This window comes from Emticicia aquatilis (assembly GCF_014644295.1).
GTDB classification, from domain to species: Bacteria; Bacteroidota; Bacteroidia; order Cytophagales; family Spirosomataceae; genus Emticicia; species Emticicia aquatilis.
Map to the genome: position 1 here is coordinate 198,158 of NZ_BMKK01000006.1, position 16,672 is coordinate 214,829.

At 38.7% G+C, this 16,672-nt stretch carries 14 protein-coding genes; 5 read left to right on the forward strand and 9 right to left on the reverse strand.

The features are described 5' to 3' along the window. Positions 1 to 3: 3 nt before the first annotated feature. Together IEX65_RS15895 and lipB are read right to left on the reverse strand one after the other, a co-directional pair. Positions 4 to 3,180 carry a WD40/YVTN/BNR-like repeat-containing protein gene (locus tag IEX65_RS15895; protein WP_188767179.1) on the reverse strand — a complete coding sequence of 1,059 codons (3,177 nt, stop codon included), beginning with the start codon at positions 3,178 to 3,180 and terminating at the stop codon, positions 4 to 6. Positions 3,181 to 3,355: 175 nt separating this feature from the next. Next, the gene (gene lipB, locus IEX65_RS15900) at positions 3,356 to 4,072 is read right to left on the reverse strand and encodes a lipoyl(octanoyl) transferase LipB (RefSeq protein ID WP_188767181.1); all 717 of its coding nucleotides are present in this window, start codon (positions 4,070 to 4,072) and stop codon (positions 3,356 to 3,358) included. Positions 4,073 to 4,092: 20 nt separating this feature from the next. Here lipB and IEX65_RS15905 point away from each other — a divergent pair, with 20 nt between their 5' ends. The 3 genes from IEX65_RS15905 to IEX65_RS15915 all read left to right on the forward strand — a co-directional run bounded on the left by IEX65_RS15905 (position 4,093) and on the right by IEX65_RS15915 (position 6,041). After that, on the forward strand, positions 4,093 to 4,557 hold the full coding sequence (locus IEX65_RS15905; RefSeq protein WP_188767183.1) for a GNAT family N-acetyltransferase: 465 nt from the start codon (positions 4,093 to 4,095) through the stop codon (positions 4,555 to 4,557). Positions 4,558 to 4,565: 8 nt separating this feature from the next. After that, positions 4,566 to 5,141 carry a peptide deformylase gene (gene def, locus IEX65_RS15910; RefSeq protein WP_188767185.1) on the forward strand — a complete coding sequence of 192 codons (576 nt, stop codon included), beginning with the start codon at positions 4,566 to 4,568 and terminating at the stop codon, positions 5,139 to 5,141. 108 nt (positions 5,142 to 5,249) lie between these two features. Then, positions 5,250 to 6,041: an amidohydrolase gene (locus tag IEX65_RS15915; protein WP_188767188.1), complete on the forward strand. Its 792-nt coding sequence runs from the start codon at positions 5,250 to 5,252 to the stop codon at positions 6,039 to 6,041. A 9-nt stretch (positions 6,042 to 6,050) separates the two neighbouring features. Here IEX65_RS15915 and IEX65_RS15920 read toward each other — a convergent pair whose 3' ends face one another. Both IEX65_RS15920 and IEX65_RS15925 read right to left on the reverse strand, forming a co-directional pair. Next, entirely contained in the window at positions 6,051 to 6,998 is a 948-nt protein-coding gene (locus IEX65_RS15920) for an NAD(P)-dependent alcohol dehydrogenase (protein WP_188767190.1), read from the reverse strand. Positions 6,999 to 7,103: 105 nt separating this feature from the next. Beyond that, complete coding sequence (locus IEX65_RS15925) at positions 7,104 to 7,781, reverse strand: AlbA family DNA-binding domain-containing protein (protein ID WP_188767192.1); 678 nt, start codon at positions 7,779 to 7,781, stop codon at positions 7,104 to 7,106. A gap of 219 nt (positions 7,782 to 8,000) precedes the next feature. On the opposite strand from IEX65_RS15925, the gene IEX65_RS15930 reads away from it, so the two are divergent. Then, positions 8,001 to 8,969, forward strand: a complete 969-nt coding sequence (locus IEX65_RS15930) for an SMP-30/gluconolactonase/LRE family protein (RefSeq protein ID WP_229250715.1) — start codon at positions 8,001 to 8,003, stop codon at positions 8,967 to 8,969. Positions 8,970 to 9,031: 62 nt separating this feature from the next. Here the strand turns inward: IEX65_RS15930 and IEX65_RS15935 are convergent, their stop codons facing one another. The 5 genes from IEX65_RS15935 to IEX65_RS15955 all read right to left on the reverse strand — a co-directional run bounded on the left by IEX65_RS15935 (position 9,032) and on the right by IEX65_RS15955 (position 15,960). Further along, positions 9,032 to 10,312 (reverse strand): M16 family metallopeptidase, encoded by a 1,281-nt coding sequence (locus IEX65_RS15935; protein ID WP_188767196.1) that lies wholly within the window; start codon positions 10,310 to 10,312, stop codon positions 9,032 to 9,034. 159 nt (positions 10,313 to 10,471) lie between these two features. Beyond that, the gene (locus IEX65_RS15940; protein ID WP_188767205.1) at positions 10,472 to 12,004 is read right to left on the reverse strand and encodes a Do family serine endopeptidase; all 1,533 of its coding nucleotides are present in this window, start codon (positions 12,002 to 12,004) and stop codon (positions 10,472 to 10,474) included. 447 nt (positions 12,005 to 12,451) lie between these two features. Next, positions 12,452 to 12,877 carry an Hsp20/alpha crystallin family protein gene (locus IEX65_RS15945; protein ID WP_188767206.1) on the reverse strand — a complete coding sequence of 142 codons (426 nt, stop codon included), beginning with the start codon at positions 12,875 to 12,877 and terminating at the stop codon, positions 12,452 to 12,454. Positions 12,878 to 13,145: 268 nt separating this feature from the next. Then, positions 13,146 to 14,471 carry a vanadium-dependent haloperoxidase gene (locus IEX65_RS15950; RefSeq protein WP_188767207.1) on the reverse strand — a complete coding sequence of 442 codons (1,326 nt, stop codon included), beginning with the start codon at positions 14,469 to 14,471 and terminating at the stop codon, positions 13,146 to 13,148. A gap of 163 nt (positions 14,472 to 14,634) precedes the next feature. Continuing rightward, a complete protein-coding gene (locus tag IEX65_RS15955) occupies positions 14,635 to 15,960 on the reverse strand; it encodes a sensor histidine kinase (protein ID WP_188767208.1) in 1,326 nt (441 codons plus the stop codon). A gap of 283 nt (positions 15,961 to 16,243) precedes the next feature. On the opposite strand from IEX65_RS15955, the gene IEX65_RS15960 reads away from it, so the two are divergent. Further along, a complete protein-coding gene (locus tag IEX65_RS15960; protein ID WP_188767209.1) occupies positions 16,244 to 16,573 on the forward strand; it encodes a PadR family transcriptional regulator in 330 nt (109 codons plus the stop codon). Positions 16,574 to 16,672 lie beyond the last annotated feature (99 nt).

The window sequence follows — 16,672 nt, forward strand, 5'->3', positions numbered from 1 at the left end:
AGATTATCGAATCATTTCATAATCTTTAAACATACTCAGCTTCATTGATTCTACTTTCTTTCTGAAATCGACCCAGTTGCTTGCAAAGAATGAATTTATTTTGGCAATTGATTCTCTTGTAAGGCCATCAAATTGTTCTAAAATGATTGATTCGGTTTTTGATGGCGAAGACTGGCGATTGCCCAAATACATCATTAACTCTTGAGCTTTTGTAAGTGGAGTTACTCTGTACGGGCGTCCATAACCTTGTTTTTCGAGTGGTTTTGCCACAATTAGCTCTTTTTTCGCTTTGATTGTATCTTGAACAGCTTTTATTTGCTTTCTGAAATCTTCCATTTCTTTACCTTCACTATCTTTTATCTGATTCAATAATTTTTCTGTAACATCATTGGCTTCGGTGAGGCGGTCGGTTGCTTCGGTGAGTTTAGCTACGTTCACTTTTAGGCGTTCGTAAATATCTCGTTTAGCTACTTCTGCACTGCGGTCGAAATTATATCTTGGGTCAGGTTTTACGTTTATGTAAGTCGAATCTTTTTGGTCGCCAAAACTTAATACTACTTTATATTTACCTGGCAAAACATTAATTCCACTTGGTTCGGCAGCTCCTTTTTTGGGTTTTTGAGCATTTGGATAACGAATGCCCTTTTCGGTCAAATTCCACGTGATGCGTTGCATTCCCGAAGTATCAGGCACACTAAATAAAGTACGAATCTGTTTGCCTACTTCATCATAGATTTTTGCATAAACTGTATCGTATTTGATACTTGGCGTTTTTGGAGTAGACACATCTTTTTTATCTTCTTTTTTCGGAACATTCACAAAATAACTAATTCTTGCACCTGCTGCACGATTTTCGCCTTCGTACATTCCATCACCGATTGTGTTGTAGCCAATTTGTGTCGAAAATTCTACTAAATAAGCATCAGGAGAATCAAAAGCTATCAGTTTTTGGTCTAAAACCTTCGTAGAGGCTTGAGCAACTTTACGAAGTGGGCGAATATCATCTAAAACATATAAAGCACGACCAAAAGTACCAACCACTAAATCAGCTTCACGCTCTTGAATCGTTAAATCCATTGTCGAAACCGATGGTAGGCCCGCTTTCCACTGTGTCCAAGTTTTTGCTTCGTCAACACTTACCCAAAGGCCGTGTTCGGTACCGCAGAACATTAAGTTTGGTGTTGTTGGGTCTTGCAAGAAACAAAGAGCATAGCCACGCACTTTGTTTTCGTCAACGATACGCTCCCAATTTTGACCAAAATCTTTCGTGCGGAAAACATACGGAGCAAAATCTCCTTGACGATAATTATTAACAGTCACGAAGGCTTCGCCAGCATTATATTTGGATGCTTGAATCTGACAAATCCATCCTTCTTTCGGAAAATTTCTGATTTTTGAAGTAAGATTCGACCAGTTTTTGCCAAAATCTCTCGTTAACTGCACATTTCCATCATCAGTTCCTGCCCAAAGTACGCCTCTTTCTTTTTGAGACGGAGCAAGCGTAAGAATTGTATTGTGGTTTTCTGCCGAGGTAATATCAAGCGAAAGTCCACCGCTTTGGTCTTGTTTTTGTTGTTCTGGATTATTGATTGTCAAATCGGGCGAAATAATATCCCAAGTCAAACCTTTATTTTGACTTTTATGGACAAACTGACTTCCGTAGTAAATCGTCCCTTTTTCAAATGGGTCTTGAGCAATTGCAGCATTCCAATTGAAACGCAAACGACTTTTAATATCTACTTGTGGCGGACGAATCATAGTAGATTGTCCAGTTTTAGTATCATATCTGCCCAAAAAACCACCTTGCGACATGGCGTAGCCATAACGAGCATCTTCGGGGTCAGGCATAACATCGAATCCATCACCACCATTGACTGAAAGCCAACTGTAATTTCTGATTCCGCCTTCTTTCCAAGTGTATGCTGGGCCTTGCCACGAACCATTATCTTGCAAGCCACCATAAATATTATACGGAATTTCGTTATCGACATTTACGTGATAGAATTGTCCTAAAGGTAAGGCTTCGGCAAAAGTCCATGTTTTACCTCTGTCTCTCGAAATCGAAACGCCGCCGTCATTTCCGTTAATAATAAAATTATTGTCTTCGGGATGAATCCAGATTGCGTGGTGGTCAGCGTGAGCTTGGTCAAAAGTAGCAGTAGTTTTGAACGATTTTCCGCCATCTTCACTCACCGAAATTACTTGATAAAGACTATAAAGTCGATTTTCGTTCTTTGGGTCGCATAAAATATCATTGAAATAAAACGGGCGATTTGTTACGTCTTTTGGGTCTTCATTTACTTTTTCCCATTTCATACCACCATCATCGGAGCGATAAAGTCCATTTTTGGTCGCTTCAATCAACGCATACACACGATTTGGATACGAGCGACAGCTCGCCAAACCAATTCGACCATAATCACCTTCGGGTAAACCATCAGTTTTAGATAGTTTCTTCCAGTTTTTTCCAGCATCGTATGTTACATAAAGTCCTGAACCTTCACCGCCCGATTTGAAATCCCATGCGGTGCGTTTGTGTTGCCACATTGCCACAAAGAGTTTATTCGGGTTTTTGGCATCCATAATCATATCGGCTACACCCGATTTTTCGTTCGTAAACAATACTCGCTGCCAAGTTTCGCCGCCATCGGTGGTTTTGTAAACGCCACGTTCTTGTTGTTCGGCATAAGGATTTCCGATAACTCCCGCATAAATTACATTCGGATTCGTAGGGTCAATCAGAATGCGATGAATATTGCGAGTTTTTTCAAGTCCCATCAATTTCCACGTTTTACCGCCATCAAGCGATTTGTAGATTCCTGCTCCTAAATTAATTGAGTTTCGAGGATTTCCTTCACCAGTTCCTACCCAAACCACCGAAGGGTTTGATTGTTGAATGGCTATCGAACCAATGTTTTGCAATGGCATATCATCAAAAATAGGCTGCCATTTTGTGCCACCATTTTCGCTTTTCCAAACGCCACCCGATGCCGAAGCAGCATAAATGATATTGGGGTTTTCCCAAACGGCATCAACAGCAGTGATTCGACCAGACATTACGGCTGGGCCAATACTACGAGCCTTCATTTTCTTGAATAAATCGGTGTTGAGTTTTTGGGCAAAAGCTGCCGTAGAGAGCAAAGTGATTAGGAAAAAACTCAGAAAGTAGTTTTTTTTCATGTTTGTCGAAGGGTTTTTAAGTGTATTGAAAAGGTAAAATAAACTTCAAATGTCAGAAAATGCAAAAGTTGAGATGAAAAGGCTATTTTTTACCACTAAGGCACGAAGGACATAGAGTTTCACTGAGAAAAAGCTCCGTGTTTCTTCGTGTCCTCCGTGCCTCTGTGGTAAATCCTTATGCAAACTCCATTTCAAAAAGGCGACCTAAATGTCCTTTTAGCTTTGTTCCAACTTCTTGCACATCAAGCAGTTTTCCGAGTTCGGTGGCCATTGAGGTTACGGCTTTGTCGTCTATTCCACATGGAACAATATTCTGAAAATAATTCAAATCGGTGTTTACATTCAAGGCCAAACCGTGCATCGTTACCCAACGACTCGATTTTACGCCCATTGCACAGATTTTTCTTGGATTTTTCTGCTCGATTGCATCAAGCCAAACGCCAGTTAGACCATCTATTCTTCCCGCTTCGATTCCATAATCAGCCAAAGTCAGAATTACGCCTTCTTCCAAAAAACGCATATAGCGATGAATATCAGTAAAGAAATTCTCTAAGTCCAGAATCGGATAGCCGACCAGTTGCCCAGGCCCGTGATAGGTAATATCTCCGCCACGGTTAATTTTATAGAATTTTGCTTCTTTTTCCTGCAAACCTTCTTCATTGAGCAAAAGATTATCTATTTTTCCGCTTTTCCCGAGCGTGTAAACGTGCGGGTGTTGACAAAAAAGCAAATAATTAGGTGTAGTTTTTTGCTCTTCGGGGGCTATTCCTCGGTTGGCAACTTTAATATCTATGATTTCAGCGAAGAGTTTTTCTTGCGTATCCCAGCCTTCTTGGTAATCAATCAGACCTAAATCAATAAACTGTACTGTTTTATTAAGATTATTATTCATCAGTTTCGTAACTTTGTGGCATGAACACCAATGCAAATGTAATTATTCGTGAAGGTACAATTGCCGAATGTATTGAGATTTCTGAAAAAATACCCGAATTTTCGAGTGGAAATCACAGCGAAGAAAGCTACCTCCAACGATTATCAAACACACAATACTTGATTTTAGTTGCCGAAAAAGACCAGCAGGTCGTAGGCTTCAAGGTCGGATATGACCGCTATCAAGATGGTAGTTTTTATAGTTGGCTCGGTGGAGTTTTGTCCGAAAACCGAAAAGAAGGAATTGCTGCCCAATTGGCAAATGAGCAAGAGAAATGGGTTTCTGAACAAGGTTTTAGTTCGATTACGCTCAAAACTCGCAATCGTTTCGGAGCGATGCTGATTTTTGCCTTGAAAAATGGCTTTTTAATTGAAAATATAGAGATAAAGGAGAATGCTGAAGATAACAGAATTATTCTCCGAAAAATGTTAAAAATAGATAAATAGTAAAGAAGATGATATACCCAATTGTTGCTTACGGAGACCCTGTTCTGAGAAAAGAAGCCCGTGATATTGTGCAAGGAGAAATAGACGTTAAGAAATTAGCGGCCGATATGTTTGAAACCATGTACGCTGCATCGGGAGTTGGCTTGGCGGCTCCGCAGATTGGCATGGATATTCGATTTTTTGTGGTTGATGGGACACCTATCAACGAAGGTGCAGAAACCGAAGAAGACATTGACCCATCATTGATTGATTTCAAGAAAGTGTTTATCAATGCCGAAATCATTGAAGAAGATGGCGACGAATGGGCTTATGAAGAAGGTTGTTTGAGTATTCCTGGGGTAAGAGCTGATGTTTATCGCCCAGAGTTTGTTACGATTCGTTATTTTGATACCGATTGGGTAGAACATACTGAAACTTACGAGGGTTTGGCAGCAAGAATTATTCAGCACGAATATGACCACATTGATGGTATTTTGTTTACTGACCACCTGACATCGTTGAAAAAACAAATGTTGAAGAAAAAACTCACCAATATCACCAAAGGTGATGTGGATATTGAGTATCGAATGAAGTTTCCGAAGTAAAATTATAGAACGCTGATAATTATGATTTTTATGATTCGTTAAGATTTTATCATAAACTACCATAAAAATCATAACAATCTGTGTTCTATTTTAATTTAAAATCAGCAAATGTCAGAAAATAGCAGCCAAAATCTAAGAATTTCGTTGGTTCAGACGAATCTCCATTGGGAAAACCCAACGGCGAACTTGGCTATGCTTGAAGAAAAAATTTTTGACATTGATGAATCGACTGATTTAATCATTTTGCCCGAAATGTTTACGACTGGCTTTTCGATGAAAGCCGAGCAGTTTGCCGAACCTATGAACCTCACAACAACTCGTTGGATGAAGCAAATGGCGGCACAAACTGGGGCGGTCATTACGGGAAGTGTGATTATTAAGGAAGGAGAAAATTACTATAATCGCTTGCTTTGGGTCACTCCAGAAGGTGAAGTTGATACCTATGACAAACGCCACCTGTTTAGAATGGCGAAAGAAAATGATGTATATGCCGAAGGCACTAAGCGACTCATCAAGACAATTAAAGGCTGGAAGATTTGTCCGCTTATTTGTTATGATTTACGTTTTCCAGTTTGGAGCAGAAACGTTAATCTCGACTACGATTTATTGATTTACGTAGCCAACTGGCCTCAAGTGCGTATGTATCCGTGGGATTCTCTTTTGGTGGCTCGTGCCATCGAAAACCAAAGTTATGTGGTAGGTGTAAATCGTGTGGGCGAAGATGGTAATGGTTTTCCGCATTCGGGCAATTCGGCTGTCATTGATTTTACAGGAAAAGTACTTTTCCGTGAAATTGATAACGAAGTTATTCACCACCACACACTCGACCGCTCTTCGCTCGATGAGTTTCGCCAGCGTTTCCCTGCTTATTTAGATGCTGATAGTTTTGTGATTGGGTGATTACCTCAATCAAACAACTTTTATAGAAACACTTCCCACTTTCATGCCTTTCTCGACGTATCGGTGTGCTTCGGCAACCTCCTCTAAACTATACTGTCTATCAATTATGGCACGCAAATGCCTTTTTTCGGCTAAATCTTTGAAAAACTCTACTTGTTCTTTCGTGTCTTTCGGAATCGGGAAAATAATTTTCTTGGTAAAAAGTGGCAAATAGACATTCTGAGATAAATACCCCAGTTCGGTCGAAAAGTATGTGCCGTTTTCTTTCAACAGTTTTTTGCACTTGAAAAACGAACTTTTGCCAACGGCATCAAAGACCAAATCAAACTTTTTATCGGTATCCGTAAAATCTTCTTTCGTATAATCTACCACAAAATCAGCTCCGAGAGTCTTGGCCAAAGCGAGATTTTTAGTATCGGTTACGGCTGTTACCTCCGCTCCGAAATATTTGGCCAACTGCAAACCCGAACTACCAATTGAGCCAGAAGTACCATTGATAAGTATTTGGGTAGTTTTATCAATCTTGAATTTTGTTAGATAATTCAGAGCTAAATATGGGCCTTCACCAATACAAGCGGCTTCGTAGAAATTGAAGTTTTTGGGTTTAAGAGCAATAGAAGCACTTTCGGGTATGGCGAGGTATTCGGCGTGAGTGCCAAAGGTTGAAGTACTTAGTCCAAATATTTCATCTCCGACTTTGAATGACTTTACGTTTTCGCCGATTTGCTCAATAACTCCCGCAAATTCGCTACCGAGTGTATGAAATCTTGGTTTAAAAAGTCCCGTAAATAATCTTGAAATAAAATATTCGGCAGAACGCAAACCCGTATCAGTTCGATTGACGGTTGTTGCATAAATTTTCACCAAAACTTCATTAGGCTTTGGCATAGGTTTCTCAATTTCTTGTAGTTTAAGTACATCAGCCGAGCCGTATTCAGTATTTATAATAGCTTTCATAATCTTGTTTTTGATTCAAAACAAAAGCTAAGCAGCAAAATAAACCACCAAATATTGACAAAAGGTAATAAAAGACTTTATTAGGATAAAATATAGGTAGAACCCTCACGCCGCCACAAAAAAATCCTGCACTTCGTGGGGTTGTACTTTTATGACATTGGCCAACACCAAAACTATTAAAGTCCGAGAAGCTACTTTTCGTGGAATATTAGCAATGCTGGCGTAGGTATCTACCGTAATAGTTGGGTTTTCGGCCAAATATTTCATCAAAATTCGTTCTTTTTCTCCGTAATTAAACTTGATATTCAAGCCTTTTCGCTCGCCTTTCAGAATTTCTCGCATTTCTTTGCTGGCTTGCACTGAGCGGTCGGCTACACGTACATACGCCCGACGGTTTTCGGCAATCCCATCTAAATCTACGTAGTGTGGCTTAAACGGACTTTTCTGAATATCATAAATTAAAACCTCTCGCTCGCCCTCAACAATTAGGCGTTCGAGATGATAATCAATGGCAGGATAAATGTATTTTTCGATGGCTTTTTGCAGAATATACTCATCTTCATCGGGAAATTTCAAGCCTTTTATGCTCTTGTCATCGCCGATGCCCACAATCAATTTTCCACCATCGGTATTGGCGAAAGCGACCATTTCCCTGACAATCTTCTCAGGGTGATTGGTTTTTAGTTTAAATTCTACGAACTTGTTTTCGCCGTGGCGAACCAGTTCTTTTAGTACCCGTAAATCAATTTTTGACTGTTGGGTTGGTTGGTAATCCACCATCATTTCTCGAATGATTGGGTTATGGTTCTTTACAGCAGTCTTGTGTGGTGGAAAGAACGTAAAAATCTTTTTTAAAAATATAGCTTTTGCCTTGATTATCAAAGAACCTCAACAAAATTTTCAAGTATTTAACACTTATTAGAATAAATAGTTTAAATTCGTCTGTTTTGTTTTCAACCCAATCAAACTATGAAAAAAATTTTATTCTTGTCCTTATTCTCTATGAGTACTCACATTATTACTGCCCAATCAAAAACTATTGGTAAAATCGACCGTTATGATGCCGCCTTAGACAAAATCTTAGATGCGAACACCAAAATTGAAGTTTTGGGCGAAGGTTTCATTTGGTCGGAAGGCCCTGCTTGGGTAAAAGATGGCGAATATCTGTTGTTTTCGGATGTACCAGCCAATACGATTTATCGCTGGAAAAAAGGCGAAGAAATTACTGAGTTTTTAAAACCTTCGGGCTATACTGGAATTCCACCATACAGCGACGAACCTGGGAGTAACGGATTGATTATCAATCGAGTAGGAAATTTAGTTTCGTGCGAACACGGTGACCGCCGATTGGCAGAAATGCCATTAACTTTTGGCGGAAAACGTACATTGACCGATAATTATATGGGGAAACGCTTCAATAGCCCAAACGATGTGGTACAGAAATCGAACGGAGATTATTATTTTACCGACCCTCCTTATGGTTTACGCCAAAAAGAAGATGACCCAAGTCGTGAAACGCCACTTTTTGGCGTTTATAGAGTTGATAAAACTGGGAAAACGACATTAATTATTGAGGATTTAACTCGCCCGAATGGTTTGGCATTTTCGCCCGATGAAAAAACACTTTACGTGGCACAATCTGACCCTGACCGTGCATATTTAATGGCTTATCCTGTTTCTGTTGATGGTAAAGTTGGAAAAGGACGAGTTTTCTACGATATGACTTCAATGGTAAAACAAGGACTAAAAGGCTTGCCCGATGGACTAAAAATTGATAAAAAAGGGAACATTTTTACGACAGGGCCAGGAGGAGTCTTGATTTTATCGCCCGAAGCTAAATTATTGGGAAGAATTGATACGGGCGAAGCAACGGCCAACTGTGCGTTCGGAAACGATGGTTCGGTGCTTTATATTACGGCCGATATGTATTTGCTAAAAGTACAAACTCAGACAATTGGCAATGGTTTTTAAACATTTGTGCCACACCTTATTGAATTAATAATAAGGTGTGGCACAAAATTTTGATTTTATTCTTACTTCCCTCCTACTACCACTTCGCATAGTTCTTCGGTTTTGAGATAATTATTGACTATTTGCATCACATCTTCGGCCGAAACTGCATTTACTTGCTGAATATAATTTTGGTAAAAATCGCTCGGCAGGTTTTCTAAAATCACTACTTTTTGGCGGTCAGCTACCTCAAATGGTGTATTCAATGAACCGACAAACGAGCCAATCATATAATTTTTGGCAGTTTCGAGTTCGTTTTCTGAAATTTGTTCGGTTTGTAGGCGAACAATTTCTTTGTGAATCTCGTCAATAGTTTGTTGAGTAAACTCCTTTTTTACATCGGTTCCGATAATCAAATAACCACCTTCTTTTTGCGGAATCAACGATGATGAAATACCGTAGGTAAAGCCTTTTTCTTCACGGATATTCTTCATTAATCGGCTGCCAAAGTACCCACCAAAAATTGTATTTGTAACTATAAACTTGAAAAAATCGGGGTGCGAACGATTGAACAATTTTCTTCCAACTCGAATTGAAGATTGTAAGTTTTCAGAGCGACTAACAAGTAGGTTTTCGCCAACTTTTGGAGTTTCAGGAAATTTCTCTTCTAATTTTTCTGGTGAACCTGCTGGAATTTGCCCAAAACTTTCGTTCAAGGCTTTTATTTCTTCTTCACCGAAATTTCCTGATAAAAAAATCGTGAATGATTTTCCACTTATTTGTTTTGCATAAAACTCACGAACTGCTTCGGGTATAATATTCTCGATAATGGCTTGATTGACCGATTTTCCGTAAGGATGATTAGCACCAAAAATCTGCTCTCTGAAAGTTTGGCTGGCCACAAAAGCGGTTTTTTCGAGATTAACTTTTAGGGTTTGTGAAGCAATATTTCTTTGCATTGAAAACTCAGCTTCGGGAAAAATCGACTCCGAAATCATTTCTTTGAGCATCGGCAAAAGTTTTGTCAGATGCTTGGTTAGTCCATGAACCGTAATAGCCAAACGCTCGAACGATTGTGTGATTTCGGTAAAAGCACCAAACTGGTCGAAAAACTCGCTAATTTCGGCGGCTTTATAATTTTTTGTGCCTTCAGTAAGCATTTTTGAAACAAAGAGAGATTCTCCGCCAATGGCATCGAATTTACTACCCGCATCAAAAATCAATTCCAAACGCATTACTGGCTGCTCGCCTGCACGGATTGTATAAAGTGGAATGTTATTATCAAGATTTATCTTTTCAGCAGTCGGAATATTTACGTGTTCTACTTTCCTTGATGGTGGAGCAATGGTTCGGTCTAAAATCATCAAAAATCTATTTATAATTTATCGAATATGGTGTCAGTGAAAACGCTGACGTAAATGTATAGCTAAAAAGTAAAATTTCAGCCTTCTACATAGAAAAACGCACTTATGAAGATAAAAGTTTATCGACACAAGTGCGTTTTTATTTACTCTCAACTATATTTACTCTAAACTCAATCCGTAGCAGGTCGTACGAGCCGAACTTTGGTAAGTTCCGCAAATCATTACGCCTTCTTCTTCATTTTCTTTGGCTTCTTTGATGGCTGCCTTGAAATCATTTGCCGAATTGATGCGTTTGTCGCCCACTTTCATAATTACGAAACCTTCACGCATTTGTGTATAATCAGCAATATCTCCTTCGTAGATTTTCTTCACCATTACTCCACCCTGAATACCCATGCGTTGCTTGTCAGTTGATGAGAGTTCGGCCAATTCTACGCCTAATTTTTCAAGAACTTTGCTTTCTGAAACGATGTTATTTTTCACGATGTCTTTTCCACCATCACGATTGCGAAGCGTAACCTCAAAGTCTTTCAACGAACCATTGCGATTAACCGTTACACGAGTTGACTCACCTGGACGTTTACGGCCTATCATTTCTTGTAATTTCGGGCCGCTCTTAGTATCCATTCCATCAACTTTCACAATTACGTCACCTTTTTGGATACCCGCTGCTTTTGCTGCACCATTTTCTACTACATCGGCTACGTAGATACCTTCATCGGTTTTGGTTTTAAATTCTTCGGCTTTTTTGCCGTCTAATTCAACCAAATTGATACCCAAATATCCACGTTGTACGTTTCCGTATTTTACAATATCTGCAGTTACTTTTTTAACGATTTCAGAAGGCACTGCAAACGCATAACCTGCATAAGCACCATTAGGGCTGGCAATGGCTGTGTTGATGCCAATTAATTCACCTTTAAGGTTTACCAAAGCACCACCACTATTACCAGGGTTTACGGCCGCATCAGTTTGGATAAACGACTCAATCGCATCGCTGGTGCGTTGATTACCACTTTCGCCATAACGACGATACATTTGTTGTTGCTGTTTTTCGGCCAAAATACCAATACTACGTCCCTTTGCACTTACAATACCCGCCGTAACTGTCGATTCTAAGTTAAACGGATTACCTACTGCTAATACCCACTCCCCAACTTTAACGTTATCAGAGTTAGCAAAAGTCATTGCTGGGTGCTTACCACCTTCGATTTTGATAACTGCTATATCGGTTGAAGGGTCAGTTCCGATGATTTTTGCAGTATAAGATTTGTGGTCAGATGTTACAACCTCTAATTCGGTAGCACCTTCTACTACGTGATTGTTAGTTGCGATATAGCCATCGTTGGTAATAATAACTCCCGAACCCGATGATTCTTGTTGTTGATTACGAGGCTGTCCGAAAGGATTTTCGCCACCAAAGAAATCATCAAAAATAGAGCGTTGCTGAGATACAGCTCGTACTGATTTTGCTTTGATATGCACCACCGAAGGTGTTGAGAGTTCGGCAGCATAAGTAAAGTCGCCCGGTACACCTGCTGGGCCATCATAGTTTGCTAAGCGTGCGAGTGAAGGTTTTGAGGCTTCATTAAAAATTACGTCATTGCCCTGCAATCCGAGCAAGTGATAACCTCCAATCGTGGCGATACTGCTCAATACAGCAATACCGATGGTTTTTACTGTGTTATTCATGTGTTTTATGCCGTTGTTTTACAGTTAATATTTTATTTACCTAATCGATTTTCAAAGCAGTTACTGGAAAATAGTTTATTCAAAAAGTTGCTTACCAAGTGTAGAATAATCATTCTTCGTAATCTACAATCTTATATCAGTAACTTATCTTATATTTCAATTATTTGTAATGTTTCTTCAAATAGTTTTGTGTTTATAACGAAATCAAGTCCGTTTTTGTTTCATGCAAATTTAACGCAAAAGTATTGATGTAAATTCGGGTATTTGATGAATTTTAACAAATTTTAACTGAAAAAGTAAGTTGCGTTGGATAACCGAATCTTATTGCGTTATGAACGGTTATTTTAAGGAATAACGTTTTATCAATGCAAAGGGCAAAATACAAAGTAGATTTGCATTTTGCCCTTATTTTAATGTTTGAACGGGTCTTTCAACCCGTTCTATCAATTATGCAATTTCAATCAAGCGAGGCTCTTTTGGTTTTGCTTCTTCTTTTTTAGGAAGTTCTAAGCCTAAGATACCGTCGTTGTAGGTAGCTACGATTTTTTCGCTATCTACAGTTTTTGGTAATGTAAACGAACGCTTGAATGTGCTGAAATTAAACTCTTTGCGAGTGTACTTTCCAACAGTCTCGGTGCTTTCCTCTTTTTTCTCAGTCGAGATAGTTAAAATATTTTCGTGAACGTTTACTTTAAAATCTTCTTTCTTCAAACCCGGTGCCGCTAATTCGATTTTGAAAGCTTCTTCACTTTCGATAACATTTACTGCTGGAAACGAATGTGTGTGTGCAGGAGCTACACGCTCGAAGTCATTTAAAAAACTACCTAATACTGCTGGGAAAACTGGTGCGAAATTTCTTACTAATGTTGCCATGATTTTTATTGATTTTAATGTTTGTTTCTTTTTTATGCCACACCGTTGTGGCGACGCAAACTTTTTATCAATTTGTGTACCAGTTGAATTTTTCGGACTTTTTGACCGATTTCTGCGTTTTTGCAGAAATTTAAAATGACAAAATGTCTTGTTTGTGATTTTTCAGACTGACTCAACGGCAGAAATGGGTAATTAGCTCGAAATGCCTAAAAACAAAAAAGGATTTGACCAAAGCCAAATCCTTTCTATAATTTAAAGAAATCTATGCTTATTTTTTCGCTTTCTGAATAACCAATTTGCCAATTTCTCTACCAGCTTTTAGTCCTTCGTCACAAGCCGAACGGAAGTGAATACCACCATACACACGACTAATAGATGCCTGTTCAGCTGCTTCATTGAAAGACTTAAACTGTCCAACACCATGACCAAATTTCGCTTCGGTAGAATCTGTAAAAGCTACATTTCCACCGAATAACTCAGTAAGAACTTCGGCCGATGCTCCCGAAATCGTACTGTGTCCGCTTGTATATTCTGGGAAAGGTGGAGTTTGTAAAAATGGCACCCATTTGGTATCTACACTGGCATTGATAATAGTTTCGGGACGGATTTTGTGAAAACGGTATTTTGTTTCCCAACATTGAATGAAAGCATCACGCAAAGCCATCGAAACCAATAGATATGCTTGTACTGATTTGGCAAAATCTACTTTCTTATCTTTACAAACTGTTTTTACGATAGCCAACCAGTGTCCACCCGGGGTCATTTTTTTATCGGCAAACATTACGTGACCTTGTACGTTCATCACAAAAGCGTTATCGTCCCAGAACCATGCAATGCGTTTTTCTTCTTCTGAAAGTTTATTTCCAATTTCATAAACCTCGGTTACTTCTTTCATAAATGGACTGGTTTTGGCCAAATCATAAGAAAATGGCGGCGGTGGCAAGAACTGCGAGGACGAATCAATAATCATCGGTCTGATTTTGCCCCAATTGGGCTCAATGGCATCGGCATACGATGGCGGAGTTGGAGTCCATGTACCAGGTTTGTTTTGTAAAGTATAGCGTAAACCACGAGTCTGTGGGTAATTATCTTTCTTTGCATAAGCCAAAACAGCTTTTCCGACTGCCGCTCCGTACGCTACCGAACGCTCAATAACTTCGCTTGGCACACCTGCTGTTTCAAATTTCTTATCAAGAGCTTTCTCGAAAGCATCATATTTTTCAACCGAAAACGTAAGGCCACGGGCAACTGTCATGAAAGCCTTGATACTTGCCAATTGGTGGCAATATTCTTTTCCTGCTTCAATTTTTGGGACTTCATTAAAATCTTTTACTCGACCAACCATCGAAGGCATATCTTTTTCGCCAGAAACGAGAGCTTCATAACCAGCTAAATTTGCATACGAATAAATACGGCTCGCCACTGGTGGAGAAAAAATATCATGTACGATTACATCGGTAAGCTGATTGACGCAATCATGATAAAAATCGGGATTATTTACTAACGGAGTATATTCGGCCGATGTTTTTTGCTTACAGCCATTGGCAAACAAAACAATCAATACGAGCGTAAGCAAGTGTTTAAGAGGTTTCATCTTCTAAAAAATGTAAATGGTTAAGTAGTTGTAGGACAGGTTTTTAACCTGTCAATATAGTTTTATTTAACAGGTTACAAACCTGTCCTACATAAAAACACAAAAATACATGGTTTTTTTTAGAATCTTTTGTTAAAATTCTATTTTACTGGAAAATTACTACTCAAAAAATAACCAAAAACTTACTGCCCTCACCTACTTTAGAAATTACCTTCAGATTACCTCCATGAATTTGCATAATTTGCCGAGAAAGACTCAAGCCAATACCCGAACCAGTCTTTTTGGTCGTATAAAAAGGAATGAAAATCTTTTCGATAGCTTCGGGTTCAATACCACTTCCATTATCTGACACCTCTATAAACCTCTGATTATCAGACTGATATATTGATATTTTTATTTCTGGATTTAATTTATTTTCTACAGCTTCAATGGCATTTTTCATGAGATTAATCAAAACCATGTCAATCTGTTCGTTATCTACGATGAGCGAAAAATCTTGTTTTATGTTGGTTTGAAGGCTGATTCCTTTGGCTTTTATCTGAGGTAAAATTAGATTTGTGAGGTTTCCGACAAGTTGTTTGGCGGTAGTTTCGGTAAAAACTGGTTTCGGAATTGTAGTAAATTCTCGATAAGCATTCACAAAATTCATGATGCCTTTACTACGGTTTTCGATGGTCTGGAGGGCTTCTTTCAAATCATCGACGGTTTCTTTAATTTCCGTTTTTTCGGATAAATCTATTTCTATAATTTCTCGCATCGTACTGGCCAACGAAACTATTGGCGTGACGGAGTTCATAATTTCGTGACGAAGCACTTTTGTGAGGTTTTGCCACGCATCGAGTTCTTTTTCTTGTAGCTCGGACTGAATGTTTTGTAGCGAAACCAGTTTTATAACTCTTCCACGAAGACTAACGGTCGTAGAGTTTATCGTGATTTGCTGTTCGTTGGAGGTTATATAAAGTGTTTTACCGCCCGAAGGCAAATCTTTTAGGATTTCGTAAAGCCCGATATGTACGCTATTGCTCAATTCTGAAATATTACGAAGCCTGTAAATACCTAAAGTACGAAAAGCGGCATTATTTATCAATTCGATTTTGCCAGAAGCATCAAACGAAAGTAAACCCACATTTACGTGCTGAACTATGGTATTTATATAATGTAGATTGGCTTCTTTTTCGGCACGAGCTTGGCGGAACGCATCTAAAACTCCATTAAGTTGGTTGTTTACTTCCTCAAAACTTTTGCCCAGTTTATTATCGGCTCTGAATTTTACGGCAAAATCGGCGTAGCGAACCGATTCAAAGAAACGTGCCAGTTTTCGATTGACTGATGTGACATAACTGAATAGCAAGTAAAAACTAATTGCTATTCCGACCAGAATAAAAAACGACAAAAACCACTGTTTTTGTAGCACAAAGTACGCAAAAGCGGCTAATAGTAATGTCAGAATGGTCAATCTCCAAAGTATTCCAATCGAAAAATGTCTCATATATTTTGTCTGTAAAATTGAAAAATGGAGATTTAGGATGTTGATTTTCTATAAACTAAAGCAAAAAGAGTCAATAATAGCAAAATTTCCATCCTCAAAAATACAAGTTTTATACATTCTTTTTACCACTCATCAGAAAATCAAAAAGTTTTTAACCAAGTATCTTGCATTGCATAGTACCTTATTATATCTTTGTAGCGTCATCATCAGAAAGCTGTTGTTGATACTAAAGAAAACTTAAACTTTTTAAATTCCCCCTTTTGAAAGATAAGGGATTAAAAATATGGATTTAGAAAATGCCCAAGTGCAGATGCGGAAAGGGATTTTGGAGTACTGCATTCTGCATATAATTTCGAGGGGTGAAATTTATGCCTCCGAAATTCTCTACGAACTTATCAACGCCAAAATAATGGTTGTTGAAGGCACGCTTTACCCTTTATTGACTCGTCTGAAAAACGCAGGCTTGCTCGACTATAAATGGGTAGAATCAACTTCTGGCCCACCACGTAAATACTACGTATTGACTGATACAGGGCTAATGTTTTTAGAAAACTTGAACAATACTTGGAACGAACTTTCGGAGTCCGTTACGACAATTATAAGCAAGAAATAATTAAAATCTGATTTCGAGCTTTCAGTTTTATTCACTCGAAATCACCTAATCTAATTACCCTAAATCAAGCATCTAACAGCGAACGATTTTTTTATCAAT